Origin of the sequence: Chryseobacterium arachidis, assembly GCF_900129245.1 — a bacterium.
GTDB classification, from domain to species: Bacteria; Bacteroidota; Bacteroidia; order Flavobacteriales; family Weeksellaceae; genus Chryseobacterium; species Chryseobacterium arachidis.
In genome coordinates this window covers 236,131-252,565 of the sequence record NZ_FQUT01000001.1, presented here as the reverse complement: position 1 = coordinate 252,565, position 16,435 = coordinate 236,131, and the positions used below count along the sequence as shown (strand labels likewise).

Here is a 16,435-nt window from a genome sequence, read left to right as displayed (position 1 = left end):
ATTTACATTTCACAATTTCTTTTTTGATCGTACAATAAAAATTCAAAATTTCAGTTGTTATTCACTTTTAATTTAATTTAATATCTTTGGAGCCTTAACAAAAAAACATTAACATGAAAAAACAAAATGTGTCAACTGCATTCGTAGCAGCATCTTGGATAGCACTGGGAGCCGGAATGATCGGTTTTATTGTAGGTCTTGCCAGAGCAGAGATGCAGCTTAATGAAAAAGGCTATTATTTCACTATCTTATTATACGGCCTGTTCGCCGTAGTTTCTTTACAGAAAGCGGTTCGTGATAGATTAGAAAATATTAAAGTCACCGATATTTATTACGGTATCTGTTGGTTTGCCACACTCTCTTCAATAGTTTTATTAGCTATCGGACTTTGGAATGCCACGATTTTGCCAAGCGAAAAAGGATTCTATGGATTTGCCTTTTTACTGGCACTTTTCGGAGCCATTGCCGTACAGAAAAATACCCGGGACAATATGCTTCAGGAATAAATTACTAAACTCTCCAAATTCGGAGAGTTTTTTGTTGAAAAAGACTCATTACTGTTAAAATTTTCTATTAATTATTCAAAAACTCTTAATATTTTACATATTTTATTACTTTTGTGATTACCTATTTCACAAAATATTGATATGTATAAAAAACTAATAACACTTCTTTTATGTATTGTATTCATTCAAATCACAAAGGCTCAAAATGAGTTCATCACCGTTTGGAAACCCGGAACCGCCCAACAGATAGAATTTCCCGGGAGAGGTACAGGTTTCCGTGTTTACTGGGAAGAGATCGGATATACCCAACACAACGGGATTATAGATGATGTTACTTCGAATCTCAATTTCATCATTCCTTTTGGAAGCCCTCTCAATCCTGTTCCGGCAAATGCAACATACCGCATTAAAATAAGCAATGGAAATGGATCTTTTAATTCAATACGATTTTTCGATAATACAGTAGTCCCCATTTATAGTAATCCTGATAGTTCCAAAATTTTAGAGATACAGCAGTGGGGAAATATTCATTGGACGACATTTAATAACGCTTTTGTTTTTTGTCAAAATATGAACATCACAGCAACTGATGTCCCGGATCTATCTGCAGTTACAAGTTTTAGAGAAATGTTCTATCTATGCATGAATCTGGTAGGAAATCCTTCTTTTAATAATTGGAATACCTCCACGGTTACCGATATGTATTATATGTTCGGAGACTGCTATCTTTTCAATCAGCCCATAGGCAACTGGAATGTGTCTAATGTCACCAATATGAGTTACATGTTTGATGCAGCAAATAGCTTTAATCAGAATCTTCGAGATTGGAAAACATCGAATGTTATGACTATGGAACACATGTTCCATGAAGCGAGCCTTTTTAATCAGGACATAAAAATTTGGGACACCAAAAAAGTGACCAATATGGTTGAAATGTTTCATGATACAGATTTTAATCAGAATCTCGGTTCGTGGAATTTGAGCGCTTTAACCAATGCGGAAGATATATTTCTTAATTCCGGAATGAGCTGCCAGAACTATGACAGCACTCTTTATGGCTGGAGCTTATCCTCTACAACTCCTAATAACATTAATATTTCCAGTGCTTCGCCATTGGTTTATTCTCATCCGCAAGCGGTTATTGCAAGAAACTCTCTCATTACCAATAAAGGCTGGACGATCTCCGGAGATACCTATGATAATAATTGTCTTTCTGTGCTCTCTACATCAGAAATGATTACAAAAAATCCGGTAAATATTTATCCAAATCCTGCTACTGATTTTATTTATATTAAAAACATGCAAGATCTAAAAACCTATACAATTTTTGATGCCAGCGGAAGAACTGTACTCCAAAATTCTTTACATGAAGATAAAATAAATATCAGTTCATTGATTAAAGGAAGCTATCTCTTAAAGATTATTACAAAAGAAAAGAATTATAATTTTAAATTCATTAAAAAATAAAACTGAGAACCACCAAAACATCAAATATGCTAAAAAAAATCAACTTTTTAATAGCTTTTATTCTGTTCAGCCAGATTATTAGTGCACAAAATGAATTCATCACGATCTGGAAACCGAGTATTCCACATCCTCATCCATACCTTCCATATGCAGGCGTTCCGATAAATTCTACAGATACCCAGATTTGGGTTCCGGCTGTTGGAACAAATTTCACAATCTATTGGGAAGAAGTTGGATATCCTTCACACCATGCTACAATGACTGATGTAAATTCCATTTATCAGGTTTTTATAGATTTTGGAGCCCCTTCCAATCCCATTCCTGCAAATGCTACATATCGTGTAAAAATCAGTAATGGAAACGGTAATTTTCACAGATTCCGGTCTTCCAATTGGGATCTGTTTATCAATGGGGACGGCATTGTAGGAGACGTTCATAAAATCATTGATGTTGAACAATGGGGCAGCACAAAATGGTCTTCTATGAAACAGGCGTTTCAGGCCTGCAGAAACATGAATATCTCGGCAACCGATATTCCTAATCTATCGAATGTTACAGAGATGCAACATATATTTACGGGGTGCAGTTCTCTTGTGGGAAACCCTTCCATTAATAATTGGAATACTTCTCATGTCACTGATATGCGGTTTGCATTTGCCGGCTGCTCCGTCTTCAATCAACCAATCGGAAGCTGGGATACTTCTAATGTAACAGTGATGGCAGGAATGTTCAACAGTGCATTAAAATTTAATCAACCGATCGGAGACTGGAATACTGCGAATGTAATATATATGACAGCTATGTTCAACTCGGCAAGAGAATTTAATCAACCCATCGGAAACTGGGATCTATCCAGCAATCTGGAGTGCGAATTGATGTTTTCCGACGCCTGGAAATTTAATCAGCCCATCGGAAATTGGAATACCTCCAATGTCTTGGAAATGAATGGAATGTTTATGGGTGCAAAAGCCTTTGATCAGGATATCAGCAATTGGAATACCGGGAACGTTTATATTATGCACTACATGTTTTCAGGTGCAGAAAAATTTAATCAGGATATCGGGAACTGGGATGTGAGCAATGTAGAAAGCATGTATGATATGTTTAATGGTGCTGTGCTATTTAATCAGGACATTTCTGGCTGGAATGTTGGTAAAGTGATGCTTATGCAAAATATGTTTAAAAATGCTCAATCCTTCAATCAAAATATAGGAAACTGGAATGTAAGTATGGTTAAAAACATGACCAGTATGTTTGAAGGTACCCCTAATTTTAATCAAAACTTAGGACATTGGAATTTAGCTTCGTTACAACAGGGTCTTAATATGTTCTTCAATTCCGGGCTTAGCTGTCAGAATTATGACAGTACACTTTTCGGCTGGAGTTCTAATCCCTCGACTGCAAGTAATATTTATTTTACTTCAGCAGCACCGCTTATCTACTCTCATCCTGCAGCGGTAAGTGCAAGAAATTCTTTAATAACCAATAAAAACTGGACGATTTCCGGAGATTCTTACAACGGCGAATGCCAGTCTTTTCTCGGAACTTCCGATGTGAACATCAAAAAAGAAATATCAATTTACCCCAATCCTGCTGCTGATTTTATTTATATTAAAAACATACAAGGCCTCAACAACTATACAATTTTTGACGCCAGCGGAAGAACAGTACTTCAAGATTCTTTACATGAAGATAAAATAAATATCAGTTCTTTAATTAAAGGAAGTTATCTCTTAAAGATTGTCACAAAAGAAAGGAGTTATAATTTTAAATTCATCAAAAAATAGAAAACGCCTCACGGAAATGTGAGGCGTTTTTGTTGTAAATGGTGAATCGTCAATTGTGAATTTAACTAATTTAAAATCGACTTTCGAAGAGAAATTGACCATTCACAATTCACTTTATTATTTGTCAAAATGATTCGGATGTTGTGCTTTAATGTCATCAACAGTTCCCAATACTTTATCTTTCAGAGCATCCTGATATTTCTGAAGCTGGTCTGCAACCTGAGCATCGCCCGCCCCGATAATTTTTGCAGCCAATATTCCTGCATTCAAGGCACCGTTTAAAGCAACAGTTGCTACCGGAATACCGCCCGGCATTTGAAGAATCGACAATACAGAATCCCAGCCGTCAATAGAATTACTAGACAGAATAGGAACACCAATTACGGGTAACGTGGTACAGCTCGCCACCATTCCCGGAAGATGTGCCGCACCTCCTGCTCCGGCAACAATTACCTTTAGACCTCTTTCTTTAGCTGTTTTGGCATAATCAAACATTCTTTCCGGAGTTCTGTGTGCAGAAACAACCGTTAATTCATAAGGAATGTCCAAAGATTTTAAAAAATTTGCTGCCTGTTCCATGATCGGCAAGTCGCTCTGACTTCCCATAATAATTCCTACCATTCTTCAATTTTATTAGATGTTCAAAGATAAAGAATTAATGATGTTTCTGCAAAAAGGCGCAAAAGTTGTTCTGTTACCTTGAGAAGTTGCCCATCTGTATCCATTGGGATTATTGTAAATTAAATATTTTTACTAATACATTTAAATTTTGAAAAATTATAAACTAAGTCTTGCCATTTGTACGGTTGCTATCGTTTGGGGAACAACCTTCTTATCCATACGCGTTGCAGTGGAAACGATTCCAGCTTGGTTTGTTGCGGGGATCCGCCAGTTTTTAGCAGCCATTTTCATGCTTTTGATCTTACTGTATCGCAAACAGTTTAGATGGATCGGATGGAATAATCTGAAATACCAGCTGGTTTTTTCTACATTAATGCTTATTATCGCCAATGGCATGACCACCGTTGCGGAGGAATCCGTCACCAGCAGCCTGACTTCACTAATCAGTGCCTGTTCTCCGATTGTGGTCTTTCTCGGAAGTGTAGCAATCGGACTCCAGAAATTCAGCTTTCGGGCACTGGTGGGGGTATTAATGTGCTTCGGAGGAATTGCCCTTATCTTTTGGGATGGGATTAATGATTTGGGTAACCCCGAATATGCACTGGGAATTTTCTTCCTTTTTATTGCTATTCTGGGATGGGCTTCAGGAACTATTTTTACTAAAAAATTGAATATCCAGAGCGAGAACATTTCTCTTAATCTGTTTTACCAATTCGCTTTTGCAGGAATTGTACAGATTATTTTTGCTTTCCTGTTTTCGGAACATTATAACTTTGGAAACTGGAGCCTGAAAAGTATTTCAGCAATGCTCTATCTCTCTGTTTTCGGCTCTGTGGCTGCATTCTTTGCATTTCACTATGCTCTTACCAAAGTTTCTCCGGTTCAGGTTTCCATTCTGGCTTATATCAATACCATTATTTCCATATTTTTAAGCTGGCTGATTCTTGGGGAAGATATTTCTACTAAGTTTATATTTGCCGCAATACTGATTATCTTTGGAGTTTTTGTGATTAACTACAACAGGGAGATGTTTAAAAGACAGAGAATGGAGTGATTAAATAGAGTCGTTTCAATTCAATCTTAAAAAACAGCAGAATAACAAAACTAATAATAAGAATATATTTTAAATATCCTAAAATTTCCAAATAAAAAAGACTGCTTTTGGGCAGTCTTTTCAATATAATAAGGTTCTTCAATTACTCCGCAATCACTCTCACCATTCCCTTCACCATCACCAATTTCTCCATCAGCTCCTCTCGGGAATCTGCCAATACATTGATGTGTCCCATTTTTCTTCCCGGCTTGGTTTCCGTTTTTCCGTAAAGGTGAACGTAAGTTTCTGGTAATCTTAGCACATCTTCCATTCCTTCATAAATCACTTTTCCAGAAAACCCTTCTGCTCCGACTAAATTCAACATTCCGCTGTAAATAATTGCGTCCGTATCTGCTAAAGGCAAATTTTTCACGACACGATACATCTGTTCAAACTGAGAGTTTGCATTTCCCTCCTGACTCTGATGCCCGGAATTGTGTAGTCTCGGAGCCGTTTCGTTAACCCAAACTTTTCCTTCTTTATCCAAAAATAATTCGATGGCAAAAAGTCCCGGAGATTGGATCGCGTTTAAGAATTTCTCAGTGATTGAGTTGATTTGTTCTTCAATTTCTTCAGTCAGGAAAACCGGACAAATATTGAAATCCAACAAGTTTAATTTGGGATCTGCAACCATTTCCGTTACAGGAAAAGTTTTTGTTTCACCATTTTCGTTCCTCGCAACAATTACAGAAAGTTCTTTATCGATATCCACTAATTTTTCAATCACAGAATCCTCAATCCAAAGGCTTTTCATATCCTCAGCCGTACGGATTACCTGTACTCCTTTCCCGTCATATCCTCCCGTATTCATTTTCTGCACAAAAGGCAATGGCATTTTGATCTCATCAGAACTTCCGTCCATGATTTCAAATTCCGGGCTCGGAATATCGTAAGCCTTATAAAATTGTTTCTGAAGAATCTTTTGTTGAATCGTTTTAATGATTTTAGAATTCGGCACAACTTTTATTCCCTGATTTTCCAGTTCAGCCAAAGCATCAGCATTAACATGCTCAATCTCAATTGTCACCACATCTTTATCTTTACCGAAACTCAAAACCGTTTCATAATCGTTGAAATTTCCTTGTGTAAAGTAAGAAATATTGTGGCAAGGCGCATCAGAAGCCGGATCCAGTGTATAAAATTCATCGTCGTATTTCAAGGCTTCCTGAATCAGCATTCTTCCCAGCTGTCCTCCTCCTAAAATTCCTATTTTCATTTTTACTTTTATTTTTTCTATTAGATTTAATTTTTTTGATTTAAACCTCTTTTTTAAACACAGAGTTCACAGAGGGTTTTATTTAAAAATACTTTATATTTTTAAGTTCACAAAGGCACTTCACTTAGCAAAGAGCTCAAAATTTTGCCTTTGTCCATTTTAATTTATTTCCGTCACTTCGAATAGATTTTTGCAAAATCGTATCGAGAAGTTTGTAATTTTGGAGATACATCTGTTCTCGATACATTTTTTCTCAACTTTGTTACGAAAAATACTCGAACTGACGAATCCAATACCGTAATTTTACAAAATGTGCAACGGGTTAAATTTTATCAATTTTCAAATATCCCAATCCCATAACATTTTCCTGATTTTCAGCATCGGATTTTATTAATGAAATTGAATATTTTTCTTTCATTTTTTCCGGAAGAATATCGTTTACATTAAAAATATCATCAATATCAACGCCGTGTTTATCATCAATATGACTTACGGCTCCTTCAAATCCCATTGTTTTGTAAAATTCGGTTGCTTTTGCTTTTTTCACAATATCGCCCATTGAATTTCCAACCATTAAATGCTGCTCGTGAAATTCTTCAAAAAAACCTCTTTTATATCCTCCAAGATTAATAAAATACAACTGCTCTTCTGAAGTCTGTTCTCCTTTTTCAACAATTTTCACTTCATATCCATCAGCAAATTTTACTTCCTGATAACAGTCAAGATGGATCTTTCCATTGGCTTCCTTCCAGAATTCTTTCATATCCGGAACAAGATCTTTCAGACTTTCCGCAATCCCGAAAAACACATCATGCTGCTCAATATTCCTTCCTTTCGGTGTTGCCCCGAGGATGATATAAAATAATTTCATTTAAAATTTTGTTTATGCAAAAATACGTCAAATTTATCTTTTTTAAACGTTTGGCAGACTAACGCAATAGTTTTATATTTGTAGCATGTCAGAAATCATCATTCTCTTCCTTGGAGCAATTTCGGCAGGACTTTTGGGTTCACTGACCGGTTTAGGAGGAGGAGTTATCATTATTCCTTTATTAACGCTGGGTTTCGGCGTTCCTATGCATTATGCCATCGGCGCTTCTTTGATCTCTGTAATTGGAACTTCTTCCGGTGCGGCAGTTGCTTTTGTGAAAGAAGGCTTTACCAATATGAGGATAGGGATGTTCCTGGAGATTGCCACAACAGCCGGAGCTATTGTCGGCGCTTTGGTTTCCGGTGCTTTAAATCCTAATACGATCGGAATTATTTTCGCCAGTATTCTTCTTTTAACGGTTATTTTAAATTTAAAAGGGAAACCGGATCATCAAGAACCTGTTATCAAAGGAAGCCTCGAAGATAAATTAAAGCTTCACGGGACTTTTCCTGATAAAGGAGTTGTAAAAACCTATTCTGCGAGAAATACAGTTCCGGGATTCTTCATGATGATGTTTGCAGGTGCGATGTCAGGATTATTGGGAATCGGTTCGGGTGCGCTGAAGGTTTTGGCCATGGATAATATGATGAGGTTGCCATTCAAGGTTTCCACGACTACCAGTAATTTTATGATTGGGGTGACTGCGGTTGCCAGTTCATTGATTTATTTCCAGAGAGGCGAAATTATTCCTGTAATTGTTGCTCCGGTTTTGGTAGGTGTTGTGGTTGGAAGTTTCATCGGATCTAAAACATTGATGGTTTCAAAAACAAAAAAACTGAAAACATTTTTTGCAATTGTGATTACCATTCTTTCGGTTTATATGATGTATAACGGTATTAGAAGCAATTTCTCATGAGAAAAAATTTTACAGATGCTGATCTTAACCGTTCTGTGGGAAATCTCCTGCGATTGGGCGTTATTTTATCAGTTACCACCTCATTAATCGGTTTTGTGAAGCTTTTCACAGAAGGATTTAAAATGCCGAAAAAATACAAGCTTCTTGACATGGGGACATCTTCCGAAAAAGTTTGGGGACATTTCTGGGATTCACTTTGTAAAGGCGAAGGCATGGCTATTATCCAACTGGGAATATTACTTTTGATCTTTACTCCTTTAATGAGGATTATATTCGCGTTGATCGGTTATTTAAAAGAAAAAGATTACGTTTATGTGGTCATTTCTTCAATTGTTCTGGCAATTATGGCGGTGAGTTTCTTTACAGGCTATGCACACTAATTCTTACCAATTTATTTGAATTAACCAAAACAAATATTTTTCGATAAGATTATTATACTTTTATAAGCATATCAGCCACGAATACACAAATTAGTGCTTAATATTCGAGCATTCGTGGCATCAAAACCTTCTTTTAATTAAGCTTCATAAAACTCCAGCGGCAACTGATCCGGATCTTGGGTAAAAAAAAACTCTTTTCCGGTGAATTCATCTATTCTGATCTCTTCGCAGTTTAATCCTTTCCTAACTAATTCCTTCCGTGTATCATTAACATTCTCCACCGAAAAAGCCAAATGCCTTAGACCGCATGCTTCTGGTCTTGATGGTCTTGGCGGAGGATCTGGAAACGAAAACAGCTCAATTACATAATGATCTTCGATAGCAAGATCTAGTTTATACGATTGTCTTTCTTCACGATATACTTCACGAATGATATGTAAACCTAAAATTTCTGTATAGAATTTTTTTGAAACTTCGTAGTTTGAACCAATGATGGCGATATGATGGATTTTCATTCTAAAATTTTTTAAATTCCTCTTCCAATAATTTTTTATAAACTTTTCTCAGTTTTCTTTCAACTTGTGCCTCTCTTAAATTTTTTTCAATGGTCATCGATTTTAAGCTCATATACGTCCCTCCTGTTTTCTCATCTTTAGACATATAAAACTGGATATTTTCAATGGTTTGGTCGCCTATTTTTATTTTATCAATCTTATAGTCTCCACTCTGTTCAATTTCTCTCACGATCAATCGTTTTATGCTGTCGTCTGCAATACGAAAAATAGCTTTATTATTATGGAGATTCTGTTGCTGTACATTTACCATATCAAAATATTTCCATTTATTTTTATTAACAATTCTTGTTGTGTCTTTATATATATTAATATTTCTATTTTTAAATTCGTCAATAAGTTCGTCTTTTGGCTTGGCTACAGTGAAGGTTGAGTTAATAAAAGCCAGATTCCCTGAATAAGACAAATAATTATATCTGTATCCCGGAGATGTCGACATTAAAACGAAAATCGTCGGCAGCAATACCGCAAAGGCATGAATTTTCTTTAAGCTGAACGGGTGCAAAGCCTTTATATTTTTAATCAAAAAGTAAGGAACTGGCAACAGCAATAAAACCAATAAATCCGACTCATCTACCACCCTGTGAATTGAAATTGGAGAAATAAGATTATACCACTTTATAAAACTCTCCGAAAAAGGTGATTTCCAGAAACTGAAAAATAATCCAGCTGCAAAGACTGAATTTTCTTTTAATTTTGGGAATAGATACGTCAGAAGCATCGGCAGCAAGACAATTCCGACAATGTCTGATAACTTTCCTGTTAGCCAGCTTGTATATTGAAATTTAAAAAAATGATCATTTAAAAATAAAACAATCAAACAGCTTAAAAAAACGTAATTTAAGATCAGATTTTTGTTTCTCATTATTTAATTTCCTTGCAGTTATCTTTCCTTCTTGTGTCAATTAAATATTGAATTTTCCACTCATCATTTTGCTTTACCAGCTGAAAGCTGTTTGCTCCGCAATGAGAAAATTTCCCTTTAAAATAAAATGAATACGGTGTAAAAACACTCGCCAGATTTCCGTCTACATGAATTGCTTCTATTGTAATTCTTTCATCAAGATCATCTTTTGACATTTTGGAAATGGAAGCGGCAAATTCTTTTATATCTTCATTTTTGACACCATCTTTCGTGATTGTCTGTAGAATTGCTGTATCGGAAAAAGAACTTTTTAATAATTCAGGATCAATATTTTTCATGGCTAAAAATAAATTCCGGATCGGTTTTTCGATTTCCTGATTCTGATTTTGCTGTCCGAAGCAAAAACTGCCGAGCAGTAATACAATAGCGAATAATTTATTCATGATTTCCGTTTTATAAACTGATGAAATAAAATTAACAAATAAATTTTAAACTCAATTTTGATTAACAAAGTTTAAACGTAAATTCGTTTGAAAAGTTGTAAAATTGAATTAAATTTATCCGTTATTTTGACTTGTATGTGGATATTGTATGTGATTCTGACTGTTTTATTGCTGATTTTAACCCTCTTACCTAAAATCCAGCATTCGCACTGGGTTTTCCGTGTTCCTGAATTCGGAAAAATACAGCTCACATTTTTTATACTTTTCACATTGATCTTAGGTTTCCTGATTGATGCTCCCAAAACTTTATGGTACTATCAGGGGCTTTTGCTGGTAATATTTGTACATCATGGGGTAACGCTTATAAAATATACTCCTCTGTATCCTGTTAAAAAACATTCTCAACAGCATCAGTCATCTGAAAAACTACATTTTATTTCTGCCAATGTTTATCAGTTTAATAAAGAATATGACCGTTTTATTCAATTAATTAGAAAATATAAGCCGGAAATGTTCCTGACTATGGAAAGTAACGGGGATTGGGAAAATGCATTGCGAGTTTTGGAAAAAGACTATCCTTATCAGCATAAAGTCACGCTGGAAAATACGTATGGAATGCATTTTTATTCAAAAATTAAAATTGAAGATTCTCAAACCCATTATTTTGTTGCTGATGATATTCCAAGCATTGAAGCCCATCTGAAGACCAAAGACGGCTTTTCATTTGTATTTTTCGGAGTTCATCCACCACCGCCAAGTCCTACGGAAGAAGAGACTTCTAAAGAAAGAGATGGTGATTTATTGAGTACAGCAAAACGAGTTATAGAAATCAAAAAACCGGTGATTGTTGTTGGTGATTTCAATAATGTGGCTTGGTCTAAATCCTCTATCTTATTCAGAAAAACCAGTCACCTCATCGATCCCAGAATCGGGCATTCTTTTGTTTCAACTTTTCATGCAAAATACCGTCTGCTAAGATTTCCGATTGATCTGATGTTTCACAGTGAAGATATTTTCATTAAAGATTTAAAGACCCTCGAAAATTTTGGTTCCGATCACCTTCCCGTGTATTGTGAATTTTTTATCGATCATGAAAATGAAGAACAGGAAGAACGTATCGATTATGCTACACAAGAGGAAAAGGTTGAAGCCGAAGAGATGATTGAGGAAGGGAAAAAAGAGGATGGAGAACGTGATGCTGTGGTGACTGAGGGTTGATTTAAGATTATTTTTTTTATTGTTTTAGGTTCTATACATAGGTTTAACACCATGTTTGTCATTCCGTAGGAATCTAAGCCACAATATTTAAAATTCTTGTTCAAATAAATAATTCCAAAAATCCAGATTAGGATTAACCGATCTTATTAATTCCAATTTTTTATTTCTGGGAAAATCTTTAATTTCTTTTTCTCTTTCAATTGCTTGTTGAATCCAGCCAAATTTCTCATAATAAATTAAAAATTCAATATTATATTTCGCTGTAAAGCTATTTTTATTTTCTTTAGTTGCATGCTGAAATAATCGTTTATGAAGGTTATTTGTAACACCAGTATACAAAACAGTTTTTCTTTTGTTTGTAAGAATATATACGTAAAAAGTATAAATTCCTTCTGAAAACTCTATCATTGGTATTGTGTTTTTTTATTTAACATTGCTTAGATTCCTACGGAATGACAAACAAGCAGTTAATCTAAATAAAAAATATACCTCTATCATTTTGTAGAATCTGAGTATATAAAGCTAAATAAAAAAACGGACAAAAGCCCGTTTTCTATAATCGATTTTACTTTATTTAAAACTTCATCACATCCTTTACCACTCCATTATTCTGAGTATGCTGCAATAATTCTGTTTCAATAAAAGCTTTAATATTTTCTTCCGAACCATCATTCGGGAATAAAAGATGAACGTTTGCCCCGGCATCCAGCGTAAAGAATAAAGGTAAGCCTGTTTGTCTTCTGAAGTCCCAGATTTTATTGATGACTTCCAAAGTTCCTGTCTTCATGAGAATAAATGCAGGATCGCTCATCATCATCATGGCGTGTAAAGTTAATGCTTCGTGCTCTACCAATTTGATGAAACTCTGAAGATCCCCGCTCGCTAAAATCTCTTTCATCGGACCAAAATTTTCTCTTGCCTCCTGAAATCTTCTGTCTGCATACGGATTTGTATTCATTAATCCATGACCAACCGTAGAAGAAACGTTTTTCTGACCTTCATGAATCAATAAAACCCAGTCATTAAAATCTTTAAAAATATCATGAATTTCATCATCCGGATATTTCGCCGCAAATAAATCTGAGCTTCCTCTCACCTGAGATTCTCCCCAAACCACCAATCCATTGTAAAGGCTTCTGCAGGCACTTCCGCTTCCCAATCTCGCTAAAAATGATGCTTTCCTTAATGAATCTTCTTCCGAAATTTGCCCTGAAAAAGCTTCATCCAGCTTCATCAGACATTTTGCGATAGCACCAAATCCAGATGCCGAGCTTGCTATTCCTGAACTGTGAGGAAATGTATTTTCTGTTCTGATAATGTATTTTCCTTGTAAAATCCAGGGAAGATACTGTTCAATAGTGTTGAAATATTTCTCGATTTTTTCGGCAAATTTCACTTCTTCATTTTCTGCCAGAAAAGTTTGTACAGAAAATGGTTCTTCAGCCAAAAATTCTATTGTAGTATTGGTTTTACAATGATTTAAAGTATAGCTAATGCTTGGGTTTGCAGGAATCTGATTGTCGTATTTTCCCCAATATTTAATTAAAGCAATATTCGACGGACAGCTTTCCGAAACCGTTTGATTACTTATCGTAAATTCGTTATTTCCTAAAAATTCTTGTGTTGTTGTCATAATTCTGATATTTATTGGACCTTAGCCCAATGCTGCTTACATCGCCATTTATGGCTAAAACTTAATACATCTTCTCAATCAAATCCGCATATTTTTTCAAAACCACGTTTCTTTTCACTTTCAGTGTTGGAGTAATTTCTCCTGTATTGATATCGAATTCCGCAGGCATCAAAGTAAATTTTTTCACCTTTTCGAAATCGGATAAATGGCTTTGTAATTCTTTCAGTTTTTCTTTATAAAAATCGTGAACTTTCTCATTTTTCACGATCTCTTCCCAATTCGTAAACGGAATATTGTTCTTTTTAAGATAATCCTGTAAAAACTCAAAATTAGGGACAATCAACGCAGAGACAAATTGTCTTCCTTCGGCAATCAGAACAATCTGACTGATAAAGTTATTATTTGTTAAAATATTTTCAATCTGCTGTGGCGCAATATATTTTCCATTGGAAGTTTTCATTAAATCTTTCAATCGGTCTGTAATGGTAAGATTTCCTTTTTCATCAATTTTCCCTGCATCACCTGTCTTAAACCATCCATCTTCTGTAAAAACCTTCTGCGTTTCTTCAGGTTTGTTGTAATATCCTTTCATGATTCCGTTTCCTCTCGCCTGAATTTCATCGCCTTCACCAATACGGATTTCTACACCCGGAAGGGCTTTTCCGCTTGTTCCATGCTCAAAATGGGTTAATGGAAATAAGGTTAACGTTGCTGTAGTTTCTGTTAAGCCATAGCCAACCGTTACATGAATTCCCACCGATTCGAAGAATTTGGTCACTTCCGGAGACAAAGAAGCTCCGCCACAAGGCAAGAACCAGAGTCTACCGCCCATTTTTTCTTTAATCTTACTGAATACCAATGTTTCAGCAACCGTTTCTTTTATTTTTAAGCCTAATGGAACTGGTCTTTCATTTCTTTTTAATTCGGCAGTTTCCCACCCGGTCTTCAGTGCCCAATCGAAGATTTTTTTCTTTAATGATGAACCTTCTGCCGCTTTTTCCAATACTCCGGCGTACACTTTCTGGAAAAATCTAGGAACTGCACACATCATCGTTGGCTTTACTTCTTCTAAAGCTTTGGCTACATTTTTAGGATCTTCAAGGAAATAAACCCTTGCGCCACCATATAGGCACAATAAAGTCCAGCATCTTTCGAAGACATGACTTAGCGGTAAAAATGCCAGAGAAAGCTCTTCTTCAAAATTTTTAAATTTGAAAAATTCAAAGTGAGCATCGAAAGCTTTGATGAAATTTCCGTGAGTGAGCATTACCCCTTTGGGTGTTCCGGTAGTTCCTGAAGTATAAATTAAAGTAGCAACATCTTCATATTCTTTGTGACAGAATTCAAGCTTCGGAGATGATTTGGCAATGAAATCTTCAAGATAAAAACTGCTGAATTCTTTCTTGATCCAGACTGCTTTCTTTGAAACAATAATCGTCTGAAGATGAGTATCTTCTCTTTGTAAAAGTTCAAGACAGGCATCATACTGCGCCTGGTCGCCTACTAAAATTATCTTTGCCCCGGAATCTTTGATAATATATTCTGCCTGTTCTGCATTATTGGTTGAATAGACAGGAACCGTGATGGCTCCGATGGACATGGCCGCAAGATCGAAAATAATCCATTCTGATGAGTTGTCCGAATAAATAGCCACTTTATCATTTTCCTGAATTCCAGCATTTTTCAGTGCGTTCGCTGTTTTACCAACAATCTCACCGAATTTTTTCCAGCTCAGTTCTTTCCATCCTGCATCTTTCTTTTTAAAACCAATGGCTGATTTTACAGGATGTTTTTCTATATTTTTTTGGATAATCGCCTCTGCAAGATTCATTTCTTAAGCTTTTGATCAGTGATATAATTATTCAAATGAAAATCAATACTTTCCGTAAGAGGGATAAACTGATAATTCAATTTTTCTTTTATTTTTTTATTGGAAACAATATTCATCGATGAGATGGCCTTCACATTGGACCTAGTCACCATTCTCAGCGGCGGAATAAGCCACCCCAGCAATACATTTGCAAAAACACCAAGGTTCAACTGAAAGTTTGAAAGAATTTTCGCCTCCTTCAATCCCAATTTTCCTCTAATCTGTTTTCCTAATTCGGCATATTTTCTGTTTTCAGAAATGATAATAAACCGCTCTCCAAAAATATTTTTCTCCATCAATTCAATGGAAATATTCGCAACATCTCTTACGTCTGCATAGCTCGTTCCTCCTGAAAATGTAAAACCGTTTTTTTCAAAAGTAGGGAAAATATCACCACTGCTGTTGCCCCAGTTTCCGCTTCCTACAATCATTCCCGGATTAACGATCACCGTGTTAAGACCTTCTGCAGAAGCTCTCCACACCTCCATTTCTGCCAGATGCTTTGAAATGGCATAGGCTGAGTGTTCATCTTTCGGGTTAAAATCAGAATCCTCATCCAGTTCCCCCTTGTCATTGAAAAGATCCAGAACGGCGATAGAGCTTACATGGAGAAACTTTTTCACCTCAGAACCATCGCAGGCAAACAGAAGGTTTTCTGTTCCTTTTACATTCACATGGTAAATTTCCCTGCTGTCTTTAGGATTGAAACCTACTTTTGCGGCACAGTGATAAACCTCATCAACCCCTTTTAAAGCGTCCTGAAGAGAATTGATGTCATCAAAATCTACATCTATCCATTCAATTTTACTGAAAAAATCGTCGGGATTTTCCGTATAAAATGTATAGGAATGTCTTACTTCGTTTAAATTGCTTATCGGTCTTTTTGCTGCACGAACTTTTTTTCCCTTTTTAAGAAGTTCCAAAACAATTACCCTGCCCAAAATTCCGGTCGCTCCCGTTACAAAAACCATCAATTA

At 35.8% G+C, this 16,435-nt stretch carries 17 protein-coding genes; 7 read left to right on the top strand and 10 right to left on the bottom strand.

The features are described from left to right. The first annotated feature begins 113 nt into the window (after window positions 1–113). The 3 genes from yiaA to BUA89_RS01150 all read left to right on the top strand — a co-directional run bounded on the left by yiaA (window position 114) and on the right by BUA89_RS01150 (window position 3,760). Window positions 114–506, top strand: coding sequence for an inner membrane protein YiaA (gene yiaA, locus BUA89_RS01160; protein WP_072952793.1), 393 nt, complete (start codon window positions 114–116; stop codon window positions 504–506). 141 nt (window positions 507–647) lie between these two features. Then, window positions 648–1,973 (top strand): BspA family leucine-rich repeat surface protein, encoded by a 1,326-nt coding sequence (locus tag BUA89_RS01155; RefSeq protein ID WP_072952792.1) that lies wholly within the window; start codon window positions 648–650, stop codon window positions 1,971–1,973. 26 nt (window positions 1,974–1,999) lie between these two features. Beyond that, window positions 2,000–3,760, top strand: a complete 1,761-nt coding sequence (locus BUA89_RS01150) for a BspA family leucine-rich repeat surface protein (protein ID WP_072952791.1) — start codon at window positions 2,000–2,002, stop codon at window positions 3,758–3,760. Window positions 3,761–3,877: 117 nt separating this feature from the next. Here BUA89_RS01150 and purE read toward each other — a convergent pair whose 3' ends face one another. Beyond that, complete coding sequence (gene purE, locus BUA89_RS01145; RefSeq protein WP_072952790.1) at window positions 3,878–4,381, bottom strand: 5-(carboxyamino)imidazole ribonucleotide mutase; 504 nt, start codon at window positions 4,379–4,381, stop codon at window positions 3,878–3,880. Window positions 4,382–4,529: 148 nt separating this feature from the next. On the opposite strand from purE, the gene BUA89_RS01140 reads away from it, so the two are divergent. Next, complete coding sequence (locus BUA89_RS01140) at window positions 4,530–5,435, top strand: DMT family transporter (protein ID WP_072952789.1); 906 nt, start codon at window positions 4,530–4,532, stop codon at window positions 5,433–5,435. A gap of 142 nt (window positions 5,436–5,577) precedes the next feature. Here BUA89_RS01140 and BUA89_RS01135 read toward each other — a convergent pair whose 3' ends face one another. After that, complete coding sequence (locus tag BUA89_RS01135) at window positions 5,578–6,690, bottom strand: 5-(carboxyamino)imidazole ribonucleotide synthase (RefSeq protein WP_072952788.1); 1,113 nt, start codon at window positions 6,688–6,690, stop codon at window positions 5,578–5,580. Window positions 6,691–7,012: 322 nt separating this feature from the next. Then, window positions 7,013–7,561, bottom strand: a complete 549-nt coding sequence (locus tag BUA89_RS01130) for a DUF1543 domain-containing protein (RefSeq protein ID WP_072952787.1) — start codon at window positions 7,559–7,561, stop codon at window positions 7,013–7,015. Window positions 7,562–7,646: 85 nt separating this feature from the next. Here BUA89_RS01130 and BUA89_RS01125 point away from each other — a divergent pair, with 85 nt between their 5' ends. Next, window positions 7,647–8,477, top strand: a complete 831-nt coding sequence (locus tag BUA89_RS01125; protein WP_072952786.1) for a sulfite exporter TauE/SafE family protein — start codon at window positions 7,647–7,649, stop codon at window positions 8,475–8,477. Then, window positions 8,474–8,857, top strand: coding sequence for a DUF1634 domain-containing protein (locus tag BUA89_RS01120; RefSeq protein ID WP_072952785.1), 384 nt, complete (start codon window positions 8,474–8,476; stop codon window positions 8,855–8,857). The genes BUA89_RS01125 and BUA89_RS01120 overlap by 4 nt, the downstream gene beginning before the upstream one ends. A 137-nt stretch (window positions 8,858–8,994) precedes the next feature. Here the strand turns inward: BUA89_RS01120 and gloA2 are convergent, their stop codons facing one another. The 3 genes from gloA2 to BUA89_RS01105 are packed head-to-tail and all read right to left on the bottom strand — an operon-like array spanning window position 8,995 to window position 10,737. Next, window positions 8,995–9,372: an SMU1112c/YaeR family gloxylase I-like metalloprotein gene (gene gloA2, locus BUA89_RS01115; protein ID WP_072952784.1), complete on the bottom strand. Its 378-nt coding sequence runs from the start codon at window positions 9,370–9,372 to the stop codon at window positions 8,995–8,997. Window position 9,373: 1 nt separating this feature from the next. Continuing rightward, window positions 9,374–10,294, bottom strand: a complete 921-nt coding sequence (locus tag BUA89_RS01110; protein ID WP_072952783.1) for a hypothetical protein — start codon at window positions 10,292–10,294, stop codon at window positions 9,374–9,376. Further along, window positions 10,294–10,737 carry a nuclear transport factor 2 family protein gene (locus BUA89_RS01105; RefSeq protein ID WP_072952782.1) on the bottom strand — a complete coding sequence of 148 codons (444 nt, stop codon included), beginning with the start codon at window positions 10,735–10,737 and terminating at the stop codon, window positions 10,294–10,296. The genes BUA89_RS01110 and BUA89_RS01105 overlap by 1 nt, the downstream gene beginning before the upstream one ends. A 135-nt stretch (window positions 10,738–10,872) precedes the next feature. Here BUA89_RS01105 and BUA89_RS01100 point away from each other — a divergent pair, with 135 nt between their 5' ends. Continuing rightward, a complete protein-coding gene (locus BUA89_RS01100; RefSeq protein ID WP_072952781.1) occupies window positions 10,873–11,955 on the top strand; it encodes an endonuclease/exonuclease/phosphatase family protein in 1,083 nt (360 codons plus the stop codon). Between the two features lie 87 nt (window positions 11,956–12,042). Here the strand turns inward: BUA89_RS01100 and BUA89_RS01095 are convergent, their stop codons facing one another. The 4 genes from BUA89_RS01095 to BUA89_RS01080 all read right to left on the bottom strand — a co-directional run bounded on the left by BUA89_RS01095 (window position 12,043) and on the right by BUA89_RS01080 (window position 16,429). Further along, window positions 12,043–12,363 carry a GIY-YIG nuclease family protein gene (locus BUA89_RS01095; RefSeq protein ID WP_072952780.1) on the bottom strand — a complete coding sequence of 107 codons (321 nt, stop codon included), beginning with the start codon at window positions 12,361–12,363 and terminating at the stop codon, window positions 12,043–12,045. Window positions 12,364–12,529: 166 nt separating this feature from the next. Continuing rightward, on the bottom strand, window positions 12,530–13,588 hold the full coding sequence (locus tag BUA89_RS01090; RefSeq protein ID WP_072952779.1) for a diphosphomevalonate decarboxylase: 1,059 nt from the start codon (window positions 13,586–13,588) through the stop codon (window positions 12,530–12,532). 61 nt (window positions 13,589–13,649) lie between these two features. Then, on the bottom strand, window positions 13,650–15,419 hold the full coding sequence (locus BUA89_RS01085) for an AMP-dependent synthetase/ligase (protein ID WP_072952778.1): 1,770 nt from the start codon (window positions 15,417–15,419) through the stop codon (window positions 13,650–13,652). Next, window positions 15,416–16,429, bottom strand: coding sequence for an NAD-dependent epimerase/dehydratase family protein (locus BUA89_RS01080; RefSeq protein WP_072952777.1), 1,014 nt, complete (start codon window positions 16,427–16,429; stop codon window positions 15,416–15,418). The genes BUA89_RS01085 and BUA89_RS01080 overlap by 4 nt, the downstream gene beginning before the upstream one ends. Between the last annotated feature and the right edge of the window lie 6 nt (window positions 16,430–16,435).